The organism is Slackia faecicanis (genome assembly GCF_003725295.1).
Taxonomy (GTDB): domain Bacteria; phylum Actinomycetota; class Coriobacteriia; order Coriobacteriales; family Eggerthellaceae; genus Slackia; species Slackia faecicanis.
In genome coordinates, this window is the sequence record NZ_QICB01000001.1 from 387,523 (window position 1) to 405,941 (window position 18,419).

The window sequence follows — 18,419 nt, forward strand, 5'->3', positions numbered from 1 at the left end:
CCCCGCCCCGCCGGATGAAAAAAAGTCCCGGATTACGCGATGAATCCGGGACTGGGAAAACCGAGCGGTCGGGCGCGGATGGAAAACCTTAGGAACGTTCGTCGAAATCGCCCACGAACGCGCGCGCGAAATCGTGCGCGTCGAAATCTTTGAGGTCGCCGAGGCCCTCGCCCACGCCGATCTTGAGCACGGGAAGCTCCAGCTCGTGGCTGACGGCCAGCGCGATGCCGCCCTTGGCCGTTCCGTCGAGCTTGGTCACGATCACGCCGTCGAGCTTGAGGGCGCGGTCGAACTCGCGCGCCTGGGCCAGGCCGTTCTGGCCGGTGGTGGCGTCGATCACGAGCACCGTGTACACGGGAAGCTTCGAGCGCTTGCGCACCACGTTGACCACCTTCTCGAGCTCGCGCATCAGGTCAGCCGACGTATGCAGGCGGCCCGCCGTGTCGATGAGCACCAGGTCGGCGTTTTTCTGCTCGGCGCGCTCGATCGTGTCGTAGCACACGCTCGCCGGGTCGCTTCCGCGCTCGCGCGTGCAGATTTCCACGTCGGCGCGGCGCGCCCATTCCTCGAGCTGCTCGATCGCGGCGGCGCGGAACGTGTCGGCGCTGCCCAGCAAGACGGTGCGGCCCGCATCGGTGGCCTCTTTGGCCAGCTTGCCTACCGTGGTGGTTTTGCCGGCGCCGTTGATGCCCACGAACAGCACGCATGCGGGCTCGCCGCCGAACACCTCTTCGCCGCCCGCGCAAAACGCCTCGGCCATGCGGTCGTTGAGCATGTCGAGCACGGCGTAGGCGTCGGGCAGGGCCTTGCGCGTGGCCTTGTCGCGCAGGTCCTCGACGATATCGCTCGCCGCGGCGCCGCCGATGTCGGCGAGGATGAGCGTCTCTTCGAGGCCCTCCCAGAACTCCTCGTCAAGGTCGGGACCGCGGTCGAGCAAGACGTTCATCTGCTCGGTGAACTTTTCGCGCGAACGCGCCAGGCCTTCGCTGATGCGGCTGAAGAATCCCATGAGGGTCTCCTTTCCAATATTCGGTCGAGAAGGGGCGCGGGCGCGCCGCCTCTATCGTTTCGTGCGAGATGCCTTGTCCAGGCGCTGCGAGACCACCTTGGTCACGCCGTCAGCCTGCATGGACACGCCGTAGAGCACGTCGGCCATCTCCATCGTGCGCCGTTGATGCGTGATCATGATCAGCTGCGTTTCGTGACGCAGCGTGTCGAGATACGCGAGCAGGCGCCGCAGGTTGCTGTCGTCGAGCGCCGCCTCCACCTCGTCGAGGATATAAAACGGCGTGCGCCGGATGCTATACACCGCGAAAAGCAGCGCGATGGCGACGAGCGATTTCTCTCCGCCGCTCATAAGCGTCATCTTGGCGATCTTCTTGCCGCGCGGCTGGGCGTGCACCTCGACGCCCGTATGGCCGGCGTCGTCGAGCGCCACCAGCTCGAGCGAGCCCGAACCTCCCGGGAACAGCTGGGCGAAGATGCGCCCGAAGTTCTCGTTCACGCGTTCGAACGTCGCGTCGAACTGCTCCTTCATGCGCGCGTCGATGGCCGAAACGATGCGGCGCAAGGCGCGCCGGGCCGCTTCCACGTCTTCGATCTGCGACGAGAGGAAATCATACCGCTCTTTGGCCGCCGCGTATTCCTCGGCGACCGACGGATCGATCGAACCGATGGATTTCAGGCGGCGGGCCAACGCGGCTGCCTGCTCCTCGGCGGCGGCGCGGTCTTCGGGAGGCGGCGTCTCGATCGCCGTCTCGATCGGCACCCCGCAATCGCGCACGATCGCGGAAACGGCCGATTCCACCTGCACCTCGAGCCTTCCCTTCGAAACGCGCACCTCGTTGAGGCCCGCACGGGCCGCTTCGAGACGGTCCTGCGCCTGACGAGACGCCGCGCGGGCGGCCTCGATCGCTTCGGAAAGCTCGGCCGACGAGCTTTGCGCCAGCGCGGATTCGCCCGCAAGGCCGTCGATGCGCGCCTGCGCGCTTGCACGCAGCGCCGCAAATACGCCGTGCAGAGGGTCGATACGGCGTTCGGCCTGCTCGAGCACGCGCATCTGAGCCGCCGCGCGCTCGCGGGCCTTCGAAGCGCGCTCGCATTCGGCACGCCGGTCGCGCCATTCGCGCTCGAGCGATTTCGCCCGCTCGGCAGCCGTGGCGTGCTCCAGTTTCGCCTCGGAAAGCTCCGCGTGCAGACGGCTTTCGTTGCAGGCGGCCGCCTCGCGCGCGAGCGATGCGGCCGCCTGCGCGTCTTCAAGCGCGGCGCGACGGTCGCGACACGCCTGGGCGGCCGCCGAAAGCCGGTCTATTTCGGGACGCGCCGCGGCAAGCTTGGCCGTCGCGGCTTCGAGGTCGGCCTCGACCTTACGCAGCGACGCCTCGCCCGATGCGACCCGCGCTTCGGCGCGCGCCAGGTCGGCATGCGCGCTTTTGCACGCGCCCTCGGCCTGCGCGCACGCCTGCGACAGCACGAGGCTTTCGGCCCGCGCCGCTTCGAGCGCGCGGACTGCCTCGTCGGCCGAGCACTGCGCCGCGGCGAAGGATTCGCGCTCCTCGGCCATACGAACCTGTAGCTCGGCAAGCTCGCGTTCGCGCGCGAGCAGGCCCGTGCGCACGTCGGAGCCCGACCCGAACGACGCCTTCGCGCCGGGACGCACGACAAAGCCGTCGGGCGACGCGAACCGGAGGCGTCGGTCTCCCCCTTCGGCCTGCGCCGCAGCCTCTTGAAACGACGAAACCAGCACGACATCGCCCAGCAGGGCCTCCAAAGGGGCGCGAAGTTCGTCGGGGTATTCGATCCGGTCGAGCAGACGGCACGCCGCATGGTCGCAGCCGACGGCGGCGGCAGAGGCCATCAGCACGCCCGCCGCGCCTTCGAGGCGCGCGTCGCGCAAGGCCTCGACCAGCGCGCAGGCGCTTCGGGCGTCGGACACGCACAACGCGGCCAAGTCGTCTGCCAGAAGCTGCTCGACGAGCGGCTCGAGTTCGCACGGAACCTTGATGCGCGACGAAAGCGTGAACGCGGCATCGTCGAAACGGGCCGCATGCGCGCGCACCCAGGCCGAAGCCTCGCCGCGCTCGCCGATGCTTCGGCGCAGCTCTTCCAAGGCGGCGATGCGCGCTTCGGTCTGCTGCAGACGGCCGCGGGCCGCATCGCTCGCCGCGCGCGCCTGCGCGGCGCGATCGTCGGCGGATACCGCGGCCTCGGACGCGGCGGCGTTTTTCGCCTTCAGCTCGGACAGGCGCTCGTCGGCCTCTTTCGCCTCGCATGCCGCGCGATGCGCCTCGTCGCGGGCGGCGGCCACGTCGCGGGCCGTTTCCGCCTTCTTCGATTCGAGCAGCTCTTGAGAAGACACGCACCCTGCGATGCCGTCTTGGAGTTCGGATTTGCGAGCGAGGGCGTCGTTCAGCTCGGCTTCGCACGCGCGCATCGAAGACTGCGCCTCGGTCAGGCGTGCATCGGCCTGCGCGCGCTCCTCGCCCGCGCTTGCATGCTCGCGTTTGAGATCTTCGATCGACGACGCCAGCGCGTCGCGGCGCGCCGAAACGTCGTCGGCCTTCGCGCGCAGCTCGCCCGCCTCGCGCTCGAAGCGCTCGATGCGCCGCGCGCTGCCCTCGAACGTCTCACGCGCCGAAGCAAGGCGCGCCCGGATGCCGCGCGCCTTCTCGGAAAGAAGCATGTCGTTGGATTCAAGGCGCTCGAGCGCCATATGGAATCGGCCGCGACGCTCGGCAAGGTCTCCCACATACAGGCCTTTCTCCTGCAGAAGGACCTGAAGCTTTTCGAGCTTCGCCTGCGATTCTTCGGCCTCGAGGCTCGCCACGTCGATCGCGGCGGCGGCCTCACGCTCGCGCAGCAGCGCTTCGTCCCAGTGCCGCTGCAAAACGCGCAGGTCGTCGACGGCCAGCATCAGCTCCAGCTCGGCCAGCTCTTTCGAGACGGATTCGTAGGCCTGCACGCGGGCGGCCTTGCGGGCCAACGGCTTGAGCTGGCGCTCCACCTCGGCAGCCACGTCTTTGACGCGCGCAAGATGGGCGTCCATCGCCGCGAGTTTGCGTTCGGAGCGTTCTTTGCGCTGCTTGTGCTTGAGCACGCCTGCAGCCTCTTCGACCAAGGCGCGGCGGTCTTCGGGCCGGCTCGCCAGAATGGCGTCAAGGTTGCCCTGCCCGATGATCGAATGCGCGCCTTCGCCCAGGCCCGTATCGTGCAGAATGTCCATGAAGTCCATGCGGCGCGCGGGCGAGCCGTTGATCAGGTACTCGCTTTCGCCGCTGCGATACATGCGCCGCGTCAGCGACACTTCGGAGAAATCGACCGGCAGCGTGCCGTCGGCGTTGTCGAGCACCAGATCCACCTCGGCCACGCCGACGCTCTTGCGCGCCGAAGACCCCGCGAAAATGACGTCTTCCATCGCCTGGCCGCGCAGGTTCTTCGCATTGCGCTCGCCGAGGACCCAAAGCACCGCATCGGAGATATTCGATTTTCCCGATCCGTTCGGGCCGACCACCGCGGTAATGCCCGGCTCGAGCGATATCGCGCAGCGGTCGGCAAACGACTTGAACCCTTTCAGGACGAGCGACTTAAGATGCATTCCTAGCCTTTGCTCTTTTTCTCGGCGCGGGCCTGCTTCTTCTCCTGCTTGGCTTTCGCCTTGTCGGCCTTCGACGTCTTGCTGAAGCCGAGCGAGTCGAGCGCGGTTTTGGCCGCCTGGCTCTCAGCCTCCTTCTTCGTGCGGCCCATGCCGCTTGCAAGCGCCTTCATGCCGGCGAACACCTGCGAGACGAAGGTGCGGTCATGCGGCGGGCCCTGCGTCTCCACGAGCTTGTAGGTGGGCGTGATGCCCTCTTCCTGCAGTTTTTCCTGCAGGGCGCTCTTGGGGTTTTCGGGCTCGCGCGCCATATCGATCGACATGCGCGGAATAAGCGTGCGTCCCACGAATTCCTGCGCGCCCTGGATGCCCGCATCCAGGAACAGCGCGGCCACGATGGCCTCGTAGACGTTCTCGAGCGCCGAGTGCAGGCCGCGACGGCCCGTGCCGCGCTCGGAGGAGCCGAACACGATCACATCGGCGAAGCCGAGCTTCTCGGCGACCGACGACAGGCTGGCGCCCGAAACGAGCGCCACCTTGATGCGCGTCAGACCGCCCTCGTCGAGGTCGGGGTATTCATGAAACGCCGCGTTGGCCACGATGGCGCCCAGAATGCTGTCGCCCAGAAACTCGAGGCGCTCGTAGCTGAACTTGACGGGCATGCCTTCGGTAGCGGAAGGATGGGTGATAGCGGCAAGAAGAATGGCGGGGTCGCGGAACTCGTATCCCACGATGCGCTGCGCGGCTTCGATCTTGCTCTGCTGCTCTTCGGTGTGCGTCATCTACTTGCCCACCGCCTCGGAGATCAGGCCGGCCACGTCTTTGCGCACCATCTCGGCCGATGCGAGCACGCCGTTCATAATGGCGGTCGCGTTGCTGGAGCCATGGCCCACCAGGCACACGCCGGCAACGCCCAGAAGCGGCGCTCCGCCGTAGGTGTCGGCATTGATGCTGTCTTTGAGCTCTTTGAGGTCCTTCTTCAGGGCCAAGCCGCCCACTTTGGCCTTCAGAGACGACGTCATGACCTCTTTCAGGGCGCTGAAAAGCGCCTTGGAGGTTCCCTCGATGGTTTTGAGGGTGACGTTGCCCGTGAAGCCGTCGGTCACGATGACGTCGTAGCGGGCGTTGATGATGTCGTTGCCCTCGGCGTTGCCCACGAACCCGGGCACGCCCTCTTTCATGAGCTCGAACGTCTGCTGCGCGAACTGCGAGCCCTTGGTGTCTTCTTCGCCGATGTTGAGAAGCGCGATGCGAGGAGACTCGATACCGACGATCTTCTCAGCATAGATGGCGGCCATCCGAGCGAATTGCACCAGGTATTCGGGCTTGCAATCCGCATTCGCCCCGATGTCCGTCATAACCACAGGCGCGACCGGAGAAGGAATCACGCTGCACAGCGCGGGGCGCTGGACCCCTTTGATGCGACCGATGCCGAGCGTGGCGCCGGCAAGGCAGGCCCCCGTGGATCCTGCTGAGAAAAATCCCTGGGCGCGGCCTTCTTTGACGGCGCGGCAGCCCACGACGATCGAAGAATCCTTCTTCTTGCGCACGGCCTGCGCCGGATGTTCGTCCATCGCGATGACTTCGGTAGCGGGCTGGGCCACGCAGCGCGCGTGGGAGCTCGCGAACGGCTCCACGACCTCTGCGGGACCGACCAAGATCACCTGAAGCTTCTCGTCCTTCTCCAGAGCCGAAGCCACTCCTTCAAGCACGACGCCGGGAGCATGGTCGCCGCCCATAGCATCTACGGCGATGGTCACGGTATCGTCAAACGACATGAGATTCCTTTCGATTCTTGCTTTGTCGCCCGCGAAACGCGGGCGATACGGAACCCTTTATACACGAATTGCCGACTCGTGAGCCGGCAATAGTGTTGATGGTGGAACTTGTGATGCTCCTGTTACTCGGTCTCGAGGACCTCGCGCTTACCGTAGTAGCCGCAGTTGCCGCACACGCGGTGGGGCAGCTTGACCTCGCCGCACTGCGGGCACGTAGAACGAGCGGGCATAGCGAGAACGCTGTTGGCGCTGCGACGAGAGTGGGTACGAGCACGACCAGTCTTTTGCTTAGGCACTGCCATGGTTTTCCATCTCCTTATCCCCTCGACCGATACCATCGATCGAAACGGTCATATCTATAAAATCAGACGAAACGAGATAATAGCAAACCGATTCTGTTTGCGCAATACTCGAATTCGGGCTCTTGAAGAAAAACGTTCGGTTCCGAGCCGTTAATCGAACGACAAATCTTTAAGCGCGGCGAACGGATTGTTCTTGCCCACGCAATCGTCCTCTTCGACGACGGCGGCGCAATCGCACGCGCCCTCGTTGAGGCTCGCACCGCACTGCGCGCAGATTCCCTTGCAGTCTTCGTCGCACAGCGGAACGAGCGGCAGATCGACCAGGATGGCCGCCATCAGAAGCGTTTCCAAGTCGATTTCATGCGACTCGGGCAGGACGTCGAACTCGTCTTCGTCCATATCTTCCGGGGCCTGGCCCTCCCCTTCGATGATGAAGTAGCCCTCCACCTCGCCGGAAATGGGCACCGTCATGTCGTCGAGGCAGCGGGCGCACGACGTGCGCGCCTCGCCCGACACCGTTCCCGTGACCAGGATCGCGCCGCCGACGTTGGTCAGCACGACATGATAGGAAAACGGCGCGCAGGCGACGAATTCGTCCGGACCGCAGGTGAACGGGCCGGGGTCGAAGACGCCCTCGCGCATGGCGGTTTCCGCAGGCGAGAAAAGCTCTGCGGGAACTTCGATGATGAGGCGCTCCATTAGCGGCCGATGCCCTGGTTGTTGAGGCGGTCGCGGCAACGGCGCACGCTCGTGATGAGCGTGTCGAGGCTCTGCTCGACGTGGCCGAACACCTCGTCGGCGTAATCCTCGGCGCCGGCGCGCGTCTGGCGCTCCAGCTCGCGTGCGTCGGCCATGATCGTATCGGCCTGCTGCTGGGCGATACGCACGATTTCCTGTTCGGAAGCGATGGTCATAGCCTGGCTGCGGGCGTCTTCGATCAGGCGGGCGCTTTCGGCCTCGGCGTCGTCGATGAGGCTCTGGCGTTCGCGGACGATCTGGCGCGCCTGGGCGAACTCGCCCGGGAACGTGTCGCGGATCTCGTCCATGATTTCAAAAGCCGCCGCGATATCGACCTGACGAAGATTTCCTTTGCCGAAAACCGGCTTGGAGTCCTCGAGGAGAATGGAAAGCTCCTCGATCAGTCCAAGAACTCCTGTTTCGTCCATGAGTAGTCCCTTTCGTGCATGCTGCATTGAAGCTGCGTTCCTCCAGGGCGGACCCTGGTTGTTTTTGCCAAGATGACGGGACGAAGAGACGACCCGTGTGTGCAATGTCGAATTATTCTAGCACGAAAAAGCGGCTTCGATGCTTTCTCCACACCGCAAGCCCCCTCGCACGTGCCGTTTCGCCCGGCCTCGCGCATGCGGCCGGGCGGGCCCGAAACGCGTTCGCGCTCCCCTAGTGGGCGAAACGCTTGCGCAGCGCCGCTTCGACGCACGGCGGCACCAGTTCGCCGATTTCGCCGTTGAACGAGGCCACCTCGCGCACGATCGAGCTGGAAAGATACATGTACTGCGGCGGAGACATGATGAACATGGTCTCGATATCGCTGTTGAGGCGGTAGTTGGCGGCGGTCATCTGGAACTCGTATTCGAAGTCGGTGATGGCGCGCAGGCCCTTCACCACCACGTTGGCGTTGATTTCGGCGGCGAAGTGCACGAGCAGGTCGTCGAAAGGCTCCACGGTGACGTTGCCGAAGCCGGCCGTGGCCTCGCGGGCGAACGCGACGCGCTCGTCGAGCGAGAACAGCGGGCCCTTCTTCGCAGACGCCGCCACGCCCACGACGATTTCGTCGAACATCTGGGACGCGCGGCCGATGACGTCGAGATGCCCGTTGGTGATCGGGTCGAACGTGCCGGGCACGAGAGCTTTCTTCATGAGATGGTCCTCCTTGCGAACCGTGAGAAATTACAGGAAGCGGAAAAGGTCGATGACCGTTTTCGAGAATCGTTTGCTGGCAAGTATATCCGCCTGCACGCCGCGCTCGGCGAAAAACGCGGCCAGGTCGCACGACGCGTCGTGCTCGTAGCTCACGACGGCGTCGGCGGACAGGCGGCCGCCTTCGCGCAACGCCGCCATCAGACCATACACCTCGTCGACCGTGAATGCGTACGGAGGGTCGAGAAACACGATGTCGTAGGCCGAACCGCCGGCAAGAGGCGGGTTCTTCATCACGTCGGCCCTGAAGATGCGCGCGCGATCGGCGGGAAGGCCCAGCATGTCGACGTTGGAACGAAGCGCCGCCAAGGCGTTTTTATCGCGCTCGAAGAAATGCGCCGAAGCGGCGCCGCGCGAGAGGCACTCGATGCCCAGCGCGCCGCTGCCGGCGAACGCGTCGAGCACGCGTGCGCCTTCGATCGGGCCGTATGCCGATATAAGCGAACTCATCAGGGATTCCTTGACGCGGTCGGTCGTCGGGCGCGTGGACGAGCCCTTCGGCGCCGCAAGCGGCCTGCCTTTGTACAAACCAGCGATAACGCGCATCGCGCATCCTCCTATCGGCGCGTTCGCGCCTTGGTCGTTCTTGCGGAGCCTTCGGCCCCTTCGTCTTGCCGCATGAACGCGGCCTCGGCTTCGCGATACAGAAGCCTCAGCTCGCCCGTGCGGCCCTCGGCGTCGGCTTCGACCAGACGGCGGGCGTCGGCATGGGCGGCCTCGATCAGCGCGCCGTCGCGCGCCATGTCGACCAGCTTGAGCATGCCCGCGCCATGCTGCCTGTTGCCGAGGATATCGCCTTCGCGACGCATCGACAGGTCGAATTCGGCCAGCTCGAAGCCGTCGTCGGTGCGCTCCATCGCCGCCAGGCGCTCGGTGGCTTCGGCATCCGAAGTGGCCGCCACCAGATACACCTCGCCCGGCAGGCTCGCGCGTCCCACGCGGCCGCGCAGCTGGTGCAGCTGCGAAAGGCCGAAGCGTTCGGCGTCTTCGACGATCATCACCGTGGCGTTGGCCACGTCGATGCCCACCTCGATCACCGTGGTGCTCACCAGCACGTCGATCTGTCCCGCGGCGAAGCGGTCCATGACGTCGCGCTTCTCGGCGGGCTTCATGCGGCCGTGCAAAAGGCCCACCTTGTAGGCCGAAAACGTCTTCGCCTGCAGAAAGGCCGCCTCGGCCTCGGCCGCCTTCGGGTCGTCGCCGCGCATGTCGGCGTCGGATTCGATATACGGCTTCGTCTCCGCGGCGTCGGCGCGCTCCTTGCCGCGCCCCTCGCCCGGTGCGTCGGCAGGCTGCTTCTTGCCCACCAAAGGGCACACCACGTATACCTGCTCGCCGCGCGCGCAGGCGGCCAAGGCCGCGTCGTAGGCGCGCCCGCGTTCCCTGAACCCGAGCACCTTCGTGGTGCGGCCCGCCGCGTGGGCGGGCGCTTCGCGCAGATAGCTCAGCGCCATGGTGCCGTGCAGGGCCAGCGCGAGCGTGCGCGGAATGGGCGTGGCGGTCATGGAGAGGAAATCGGGCGCCTCGCCTTTATCGACGAGCTTGGCGCGCTGCTCCACGCCGAAGCGCTGCTCCTCGTCGACGACGGCCAACGTGCACCGCTTGCACACCACGTCGTCTTCGAGAAGCGCGTGCGTGCCGAACGCCGCCGACACCTCGCCCGAAGCCAGGCCTTCGAGGGCCCGGGCGCGCTCGGAGGCCGTGCTCGAACCCGTCAGAAGCGTCCAGCGTATGCCCGCCGCATCGAGCAGCGGCCCGAGCTTGACGGCATGCTGGCGCGCCAAAACGTCGGTCGGCGCCATCACGAGCGCCTGCGTGCCGCTATCGGCGGCGACCGCCAGCGCGAACGCGGCCACCATGGTCTTGCCTGTGCCCACGTCGCCGAGCAGCATCCTGTTCATGCGCTCAGGCGAAGCCATATCGCACCTGATCTCTTCGATCGCGAGCATCTGGTCGCTCGTCAGCTCGAACGGCAGCGACGCGAACAGGCGCTCGAAGCACGGGCCGCCCGCACGGTGCTGAAACGGCGTGCGCCCCTCGAAGGCCTTGCGCTGCTCGCGCATCAGCTGCACTTCGAGCAGCAGCACCTCTTCGTAGGCCAGACGGCGCCGCGCCTGGGCGCGCTCGGCCATCGACGAGGGGAAATGCACGGCGCGCAGCGCGCAATGGCGCGACATGAGCCGATAGCGGACGCGCAGCTCGTGCGGAAGCGGGTCGTGCATACAGGCGCACGCGTCGAGCGCCGTGCCCACCAGGCGGCGCAGCGAACCCGCAGGCAAGCCTTCGACGGCGGCGTGCACGGGCACGATTTTGCCGACGGAAAGGTCTTCGCCTTCTTCCAGCTTGTCGATGAACGGCGACGCCATGCGCTTGAAGCCGTAGTTGAACTCCATCGTGCCCGCCACGCTCACGCGCGTGCCCGCGGGCAGCGACTTGGCGAGCCACGGCTGCCTGAAAAAGGACGCGATCATGACGCCCGTGTCGTCGACGAGGGTCACTTCGGTCACCTCGAAGCGCGGCTTGGGGCGCTTGACCTTCACCTCGTACACGCGCGCGGCCACCGTTGCCGGGCGCCCGATCGGCGCCGAGGCGATGGTCTGCAGGCTGGACATATCTATATAGCGATAAGGGAAATGCGTCAGCAGGTCGCGCACGGTGCGCACGCCCAAACGCGAAAGCGCCGCCGCCCTGGCGGCGCTGATGCCCGCGATCTGCGTCACGGGGGAATCAGGCCTCAGGGCGGCGGCGAGTCGGTCGATCATATCGATGCGGCCTGTCGTTATTCGAGCGAGAACACCACGGGATACAGGGCCTGGTCGCCGCGATGCGGGTCGACCTCGACATCCTCGTATGCCTCTTCGATGCGCGCGACCAGGGCGTCGAGCTCTTCGTCGCTCATCTGCTCGCCCGCGAGAACCGTCATGGTGTCGGCCTCGTCGGCGCCCATGACCTCGAGCAGGGCCATGACCACGTCGGCCACGTCGCTGCCGACGCTTTCGATCGAGCCGTCGGCGATGCCGATGACGTCGCCGTCTTTGATCGGGTTGCCGTGGGCGTCTTTGGCGTCTTTGATGGCGCGCGTGACCTCGCCCGTCTTCACCTCGGAGAACGAATCGGTCATAGACTCGACGTTGTCTTCCAGGGAAGCCTCGGGGTCGAAGCCGAACAGCGCGGAGAACGCCTGCGGAACGCTTTTCGTGGGAACCACGGCGCAGGGCTTCTCGGACACGTCGACGCAGGCCTGGGAGGCCATGATGATGTTCTTGTTGTTAGGCAGGATCAGCACCGCATCGGCGTTGACCTTGTTGACCGCCTCCAGGATGTCTGCCGTGGAGGGGTTCATGGTCTGGCCGCCGGAAACCACCACGTCGACGCCGAGCGACTCGAGGATCTTCGCGTTGCCGGCGCCGGGAGCCACGGCGACGACGCCCATGGGCTTGCGGGCCTCGGTCTTTTCGCTCTCGAGCTTCTCGGTGCGCTCCTCGCTCTGGAGCTGCATGTTGTGGATATGCACCTCGGAGATCTGCGCATCATGCGTCAAGAACCAGCCCAGAACCTGGTCGGGACGGTTGGAGTGCACGTGCACCTTGAAGTTGGGGTGCATGCCCACCATGAGGTCGCAATCGCCCATCGTGGGAAGGAAGTCCTTCGCCTCGTCGACGTCGATCGAGTCGGAATGCACGAGGAACTCGGTGCAGTAACGGAAGGCCGAGCCCTCCCAGTCGTTGATCTGCTCGATTTCGACCTTGGGAGCCGGACGCGCGAACGCCATGGCATCGCCCACGAAGCCGTCTTTGCCGGTCAAAGACGCGGCGAAGGCGTCGATCAGGATGGCCAGGCCGAAACCGCCCGCGTCGACGACGTTGTTCTCTTTGAGAACGGGAAGGTAATCGGGGGTGCGCTGCACGGAAGCATAGGCCTCGGCCACCACGGCGTCGAGGGCCTCCTCGAGGGAGAGCTTCTTCTTGCGCGCCTTCTTCGCCGCCGCGGCGGCGTCTTCGACGACCGTGAGAATCGTGCCCTTGACCGGCTTGCGCACGGCCTGGAAAGCAACCTCGACGGCACGCGCGAAGCAGGAATCGAGCGCTGCGGTGTCGAGCTGCTCATGACCTTCGTAGCCCTCACACAGACCGCGCAGGATCTGGGAGGTGATGACGCCCGAATTGCCGCGGGCGCCCATGAGCGCGCCGGTGGTGATAGCCTTGCGGATCTCGGCGTTGGAGGCGCCGATTTCGAGCTTGGCGAGATTGTCGACCACCATCTGCATGGTCAAAGACATGTTGGTGCCCGTGTCTCCGTCGGGAACGGGGAACACGTTGAGGCGATTCACTTCCTCTTTGCGTTCGGACAACGCCTTAGTGGCGGCCGCAACGGCATTGAGGACGTCGTTGGTCGTATGCTTGCTCATAGATGTCTATATCTCCTTGGAACCTGCGCTACTTGCGCACCTTGATGCCCTGGACGTGCACTTCGACGCGTGCGACGGGCACCTGGGCATGCTCGGTCAGCATATAGGTGACGTTGTCGATGAGATTCTGGGACACGGCATTGATGTTGGTGCCGTACTCCACCACCACGTACAGATCGACATGCACGCCATCCTCTTTGGCCGCGACCACGACGCCGCGACGAAGACGATTGACGGGCAGGATGTTCGCGATGCCGTCGGAAACGGTAGGAGCCGCCATGCCCACGATGCCATAGCAGCCGAGGGCCGCGTTGCCGGCCAGATCGGCGAGAACGTCGTTGGAAACGTGAAGATTGCCGGAAACCTGCTGCGTCATGAACTCATTCCTTTCTCACGACTGCAATGCAAACGTAAATTATAGTCCTTACCGGGGGCGTCCGACCGCCATACCGCTTTTTTGCGGCGGTTCGACGTGAAAACGAACACAAAAAAGCCCGCATATCGCGGGCTTTTGCACAGTGCGAGGCTTATTTACGCGCGGGTAACCTTGCCGGCCTTCATGCATTTGGTGCAGACGTTCTTCTTGTGCACCGTGCCGTTCTTCTCGACGACGGTCACCTTCTGGATGTTCGGACGGAACATACGGTTGGTGACGCGGTGAGAGTGGCTGATGGAACGACCCGCCTGAGGGGCCTTACCGCAAATTTCGCAAACCTTAGACATAATCATTCACTCCATTACTATCAGATTTCATCTGGATGCAAGCGCAAAGCTTGACTACTATAGCATGCAGAAACACCCGTGACAATACTCTTTTTATCCGGCGTAACGCCTGTCCACAACCATGAGACGGCCGCAGTGCGGGCACTGCGAAAGCGGGTATTCGCTGCGCAGGGCCAAAACCTTGCTCGGGTCGAACTTCGTCCTGCAGGTGTTGCAGGAACCCTCCACCAGGTGCGCCAGGGCCACGCCCTGCTTGGCGCGGGCGATGCGGTCGTAGACGGCCATGATGTCGGCGCCCACCACGGCGACGAGCTGCTCGCGCTCGGCTTTGGACTCGCCGATCTTGGCCAGAAGCGCCCCGCCTTCGCGGCGGTATTCCTCCACCAGCGCGGCCTCTTTCTCGTCGAGGCGGGCCAGCATGGTTTCCACCTGGGGCTCCACGCCTTCGATTTCAGCGATGCGCGCGGAAATGGCCTCGATCTGCTCGGCGAGCTCGGCCTGATGCTGCGAGATTTCCTCGAGCTCGGCGCTGCGGGCCGTCACGACGCGGTAATCCCCCGCCGCGGCCTCGATGGCGCGCTGGGCCGCATCGAGCTTCTCGGCCTGTTCGGCCTGCTGTTCGCGCAACGACTCGATCTTGGCCTCGGCGTCTTTGCGGGCGCCCAGAAGGGCGCGGCGCTTCTGCTGGATGGCGGTGCGCTTCTCGCGCGCCACGGCGATGCCCTGCTTCTGCGGCAGCCCGTCGAGACGGCGCTCGAGCTGAGCGATCGACAGGTCGACGTGCTGCAGCTTCGTAAGGCCGATGATCTGGTCCGATGTGGCTTGCATGCTATACCCTCCTGCTTTCGGGGTTTGTCCAGTTGCGGTCCTGCGCCAGGCAGACGATCGAATCGCGCGGCACGCCCAGGCTTGCCGCCGCTTCGGCGAGGACCGCCGCGAACGGCAGTTCCGACACGTCGTGGCCGAGCTCGATCAGCGCGAGCCCCTCAGACGACGCGTCAAGGGCCGTATGATACTTCACTTCGCCGCAGACGAGCACGTCGATTCCGCGCTCGAGGCACAAGTCGGCGGCAGGGCCGGCCGAACCGGTCCAGGTGGCGACGGTTTCGACCGGGGCATCGGGATCGCCCCACATGCGCGGCGAACGGCCGAACACCGCGGTGCAGCGCAGCGCGAGTGTCTGAAGCGTCAGGGGCGCGTCGTCGGGCGCGGGAGCGCACACCTGCCCGTAGCCCAAACGCGCATCGCGCGCGAGCGGGTCGAGCACGCCCGTGCGGACGAGCGAGAGCATGCCGGGAAGCATGCCCTGCGCGGCGGCGCTCACATCGAGCGCGGTGTGGTAGTTCACCAAGGCGATGCCGCGACGCAGGGCTTCATAGACCGCCTGTCCCGCCGCGATCGCCCCGCTCGAGCGCGGGCCGATCGGTGCGGGCGGGTCGAGATATGCGGGATGATGCGTCAGCAGCACGTTGGCGCCTGCCGCCTCGGCGCGGCGGATCGCATCGACCGTCGGATCGAGCGCCGTGGCAACGCCTTCGAGCGGCGCGTCCGGATCGCCTGCCAAAAGGCCCGTCCTATCCCACGGCTCGGCGTCGGTCGGAGGGAAAAGCGCCGAAAGCCCCTGCACGAGCCGCCCCACCGTTTCGGGACGCTCGACGCGCTTTTGGGCCAACGGCCCGCGCGCGACGGCCCGCAGCTGGGAGTCGGGCGCCTGGGCGCCCTTGCACATAGGTTCTTCCATGAAAACCTCCTTCGATCGGCCGGACGCCTCGCGCGGCGAACGCGCGCGGCATGCCGCCTACAGATCCGAGAAACGCACCTCGCGGCCGTAGCCCGGCACGGCGAGCTTGCGATATCCCGCGGCACGCATGAGGTCGTAGGCCTCCTGCACGCCGCGCGCCGCATGCGCGGCTTTGTGCGCGTCGGTTCCCACCGTGCACGGCACGCCGGCGCGCGCGAACGCGCTCAGAAGATCGGGCGCCGGATACATCTGCTCGCACGGAGCGAACAGGCCCGAGGTATTGACCTCGATCATGCGCCCGCCCGCCGCGGCGGCTTCGGCCATGCGCTCGTAGTGCGGGGCCAGGTCGAACGACGGATAATGCGCGAACTTCTTCACCACGTCGGGGTGCGACATCACGGTGAAAGGAGCATCGCTCGCGGCGGCCTCGCACCACAGCTCGATGTAGCGCAGCCACGCCGCATCCACATCGGCGGTTTCCCAGCGCTGCGCATGGCGGCTACCGTTGATGAGCCAGCCGTCGACGAAATGGACCGAGCCCAGCACGATATCGAAGCGGTCGAAATCTTCGGGGCGCAGGCCGCGCTCTTCGTCGTCGCCGAGCCAATCGAGCTCGCACCCCAGAAGAATCTCCATATCGGACACGCGATCGCGCTCGGCGAGCACGGCGGCGCAGTAGTCTTCCAGAAGCTCGGCGCGCATGCTCGAATGGCCCGTGGGGTCGATCTTGTCGCCCACCGGGTAATGCTCGGTTGCGGCCATCACGCGCACGCCCGCCTCGCGAGCGGCGTCCACCACGTCGGACAGCGCGTCTTTCGCATGGCCGCAAAACGTCGAATGGGTATGCATCGTCACAAGATCGGTCATGAGACAACCTCCTCGAACGCCGAGATGAACGCATCGATATGGGCGCGTTCGGTGTATTCGCCGAACGAAACGCGCAAAAGCCCCTGGGCCAGATTGCGCGGCACGCCCATGGCGGCCAGCACATGCGAGGGGTCGAGCGAATTCGACGAGCACGCCGAACCGCCCGAAACGCAGATGCCGCGCATGTCGAGCTGCAGGATGGCGGTCTGGCTTTCCATGCCGCGCACGCACACGCTCGCGATATGGGGCGCGAACGACTCGTCGCCGCGCGCCACCTCGACCGCCGCATGCACGGACGGATGCGCGCAAAGCCTTTCGTAGAGCTCGTCGCGCCAAGCGCGCGTACGCTGCGCGAAAGCGGCCTGCTCGCGCACGGCATGCTCGATCGCGGCGGCGCATCCCACGATGCCCGCGACGTTCTGGGTGCCGCTGCGCAGGCCGCGCTCCTGGCCGCCGCCCACGAGCAAAGGCTCGAAGGGCGTGCGGGTCTTCAGGTAGAGCACGCCCACGCCTTTGGGGCCGCCCACCTTGTGCGCCGAAAACGACGCGGCGTCCACGCCGAGCGCGCGCACGTCGAAGGCGATCTTGCCGAGCGCCTGCACGGCGTCTACGTGGAACAGCGCGTCATGCTTGTGCGCCACGGCCGCCAGCGCGGCGGTATCCATCACGGTGCCCACTTCGTTGTTGACCGCCATGATGCTCACGAGAAGCGTGTCATCGCGCATGGCGGCTTCGAGCGCCTCGGGCGACACGCGGCCCGCGGCGTCGTTTTCGGCGAAGGAGACCTCGAAGCCGAGGCGCTTGAGCGCGGCGGCGCAATGCAGCACGGCATCGTGCTCGACGCGCGACATCACCACGTGGCCGCCCGTACGGCCCTTCAACCTGCGGCGTTCGCGCTGGCCGAGCGCCATGCCCAGCAAGGCGGCGTTGTCGGCCTCGGTGGCGCCCGATGTGAACACCACCTCGTCGGGGCGGCTCGCGCCGAGCGCGCGGGACACGCGCATGCGGGCGTCCTCGAGCGCTGAAAACGCCTCGCGCCCCACGCCGTGCAGCGAATTCGCGTTGCCGAAGGGCGCCTGGACGCCCGCCTGCATATACGGGGCCATGGCCTGCGCGGCGCAGGCCGACAAGGGCGTGGTGGCGGCGTTGTCGAGATAGATGCGATCCATGACGCTACGCGATCGCGGCGGTGCGGGCCTCGTCGGCGGTCTGCACCATGGCGGCGATGGCCGCGGCGCGATCGGCGGCGCCGAACACGGCGTTGCCCGCGACGAACACATCGGCGCCCGCGGCTGCCACGGCGCGCGTCGCATCGTTGGCGCCCAGGCCGCCGTCGACCTCGATCAGCGGGCTGGCCTGGGCCGCACGGGCGATTTCAACCACGCGGGCCACCTTCTTCTCGGTGCCTTCGATGTATTTCTGGCCGGAGAAGCCGGGATAGACGCTCATCACGAGCACCATGTCGAGCTTATTGATATAAGGCTCCACCACGCTGGCGCGCATGTCGGGCTTGAGGGCCAAACACGCCTTGGCGCCGGCCTCGTGGATCATGTCGATCGCGCGGTCGAATTCGCCGGTGGGCTCGTCGAGGGCTTCGGCGTGCACCGACACGATCGCAGGCTCGTGCTCGAGGAACCACGGCAGCTGGTTAAGCGGGTTCGAAATCATCAGATGCACGTCGAGCGGCAGGTCGGTGATGCGCTTGAGCTGCTTGACGAAGGGAACGCCGAGCGTCAGGTTGGGAACGAAATGGCCGTCCATGACGTCCACATGGACGAAGCCCGCTCCCCCTTCCTCGATCACGCGGATGTCGCGCTCCATGTTCATGAAGTCGGCCGACAGGATGGAGGGTGCGATGCGGGGTTGGGTGAACATCGGATTCCTTTCGTGGGCATACAGGTCTGCTTGACGGCTTCAATTCTAGCGCATGCACCGAAGAGTGCCCGAAAGCCTGCACGAATCCTGCGCAGTTTCGCGCGGACGGGCGCCCGCCGTTCGCCGACGCAGCCGACCGACGAACCCGCGCCGCGGGGCTGCGGCTCGTGCCATAATAGGAGCGTCGCATGCGCAC

18 protein-coding genes are annotated in these 18,419 nt (G+C 65.8%); all 18 read right to left on the reverse strand.

What is annotated here, in order from left to right:
* Window positions 1–88: 88 nt before the first annotated feature.
* The 18 genes from ftsY to rpe all read right to left on the reverse strand — a co-directional run bounded on the left by ftsY (window position 89) and on the right by rpe (window position 18,223).
* A complete protein-coding gene (gene ftsY / locus DMP07_RS01800) occupies window positions 89–1,009 on the reverse strand; it encodes a signal recognition particle-docking protein FtsY (protein WP_123197429.1) in 921 nt (306 codons plus the stop codon).
* Window positions 1,010–1,060: 51 nt separating this feature from the next.
* Window positions 1,061–4,594 (reverse strand): chromosome segregation protein SMC, encoded by a 3,534-nt coding sequence (smc, locus tag DMP07_RS01805; RefSeq protein ID WP_123197430.1) that lies wholly within the window; start codon window positions 4,592–4,594, stop codon window positions 1,061–1,063.
* Window positions 4,595–4,596: 2 nt separating this feature from the next.
* Complete coding sequence (rnc, locus tag DMP07_RS01810) at window positions 4,597–5,373, reverse strand: ribonuclease III (protein ID WP_123197431.1); 777 nt, start codon at window positions 5,371–5,373, stop codon at window positions 4,597–4,599.
* Window positions 5,374–6,369: a phosphate acyltransferase PlsX gene (gene plsX, locus DMP07_RS01815; RefSeq protein WP_123197432.1), complete on the reverse strand. Its 996-nt coding sequence runs from the start codon at window positions 6,367–6,369 to the stop codon at window positions 5,374–5,376. It lies immediately after the preceding gene.
* A 122-nt stretch (window positions 6,370–6,491) separates the two neighbouring features.
* Complete coding sequence (gene rpmF, locus DMP07_RS01820; RefSeq protein WP_123197433.1) at window positions 6,492–6,671, reverse strand: 50S ribosomal protein L32; 180 nt, start codon at window positions 6,669–6,671, stop codon at window positions 6,492–6,494.
* A gap of 150 nt (window positions 6,672–6,821) precedes the next feature.
* Complete coding sequence (locus tag DMP07_RS01825) at window positions 6,822–7,370, reverse strand: YceD family protein (RefSeq protein ID WP_123197434.1); 549 nt, start codon at window positions 7,368–7,370, stop codon at window positions 6,822–6,824.
* Window positions 7,370–7,837, reverse strand: a complete 468-nt coding sequence (locus tag DMP07_RS01830; protein ID WP_009138920.1) for an ATP synthase subunit B family protein — start codon at window positions 7,835–7,837, stop codon at window positions 7,370–7,372. The genes DMP07_RS01825 and DMP07_RS01830 overlap by 1 nt, the downstream gene beginning before the upstream one ends.
* A 232-nt stretch (window positions 7,838–8,069) precedes the next feature.
* Window positions 8,070–8,549 carry a pantetheine-phosphate adenylyltransferase gene (gene coaD / locus DMP07_RS01835; RefSeq protein ID WP_123197435.1) on the reverse strand — a complete coding sequence of 160 codons (480 nt, stop codon included), beginning with the start codon at window positions 8,547–8,549 and terminating at the stop codon, window positions 8,070–8,072.
* Window positions 8,550–8,579: 30 nt separating this feature from the next.
* Complete coding sequence (rsmD, locus tag DMP07_RS01840; RefSeq protein ID WP_123197436.1) at window positions 8,580–9,155, reverse strand: 16S rRNA (guanine(966)-N(2))-methyltransferase RsmD; 576 nt, start codon at window positions 9,153–9,155, stop codon at window positions 8,580–8,582.
* Window positions 9,156–9,166: 11 nt separating this feature from the next.
* Window positions 9,167–11,371 (reverse strand): ATP-dependent DNA helicase RecG, encoded by a 2,205-nt coding sequence (locus tag DMP07_RS01845; RefSeq protein ID WP_123197437.1) that lies wholly within the window; start codon window positions 11,369–11,371, stop codon window positions 9,167–9,169.
* Window positions 11,372–11,388: 17 nt separating this feature from the next.
* The gene (locus tag DMP07_RS01850; protein WP_123197438.1) at window positions 11,389–13,017 is read right to left on the reverse strand and encodes a DAK2 domain-containing protein; all 1,629 of its coding nucleotides are present in this window, start codon (window positions 13,015–13,017) and stop codon (window positions 11,389–11,391) included.
* A 28-nt stretch (window positions 13,018–13,045) separates the two neighbouring features.
* Window positions 13,046–13,393, reverse strand: coding sequence for an Asp23/Gls24 family envelope stress response protein (locus DMP07_RS01855; protein ID WP_123197439.1), 348 nt, complete (start codon window positions 13,391–13,393; stop codon window positions 13,046–13,048).
* Between the two features lie 155 nt (window positions 13,394–13,548).
* Window positions 13,549–13,740, reverse strand: a complete 192-nt coding sequence (gene rpmB / locus DMP07_RS01860; protein ID WP_123197440.1) for a 50S ribosomal protein L28 — start codon at window positions 13,738–13,740, stop codon at window positions 13,549–13,551.
* A gap of 93 nt (window positions 13,741–13,833) precedes the next feature.
* The gene (locus DMP07_RS01865; RefSeq protein ID WP_123197441.1) at window positions 13,834–14,568 is read right to left on the reverse strand and encodes a zinc ribbon domain-containing protein; all 735 of its coding nucleotides are present in this window, start codon (window positions 14,566–14,568) and stop codon (window positions 13,834–13,836) included.
* Between the two features lies 1 nt (window position 14,569).
* Complete coding sequence (locus DMP07_RS01870; protein WP_123197442.1) at window positions 14,570–15,481, reverse strand: Nif3-like dinuclear metal center hexameric protein; 912 nt, start codon at window positions 15,479–15,481, stop codon at window positions 14,570–14,572.
* Window positions 15,482–15,538: 57 nt separating this feature from the next.
* Window positions 15,539–16,348 carry a histidinol-phosphatase gene (locus tag DMP07_RS01875; RefSeq protein ID WP_123197443.1) on the reverse strand — a complete coding sequence of 270 codons (810 nt, stop codon included), beginning with the start codon at window positions 16,346–16,348 and terminating at the stop codon, window positions 15,539–15,541.
* The gene (locus DMP07_RS01880) at window positions 16,345–17,517 is read right to left on the reverse strand and encodes a cysteine desulfurase family protein (RefSeq protein ID WP_123197444.1); all 1,173 of its coding nucleotides are present in this window, start codon (window positions 17,515–17,517) and stop codon (window positions 16,345–16,347) included. Before DMP07_RS01880 ends, DMP07_RS01875 begins: the two co-directional genes overlap by 4 nt.
* Before the next feature lie 4 nt (window positions 17,518–17,521).
* Window positions 17,522–18,223: a ribulose-phosphate 3-epimerase gene (gene rpe / locus DMP07_RS01885; RefSeq protein WP_123197445.1), complete on the reverse strand. Its 702-nt coding sequence runs from the start codon at window positions 18,221–18,223 to the stop codon at window positions 17,522–17,524.
* Window positions 18,224–18,419: the final 196 nt, after the last annotated feature.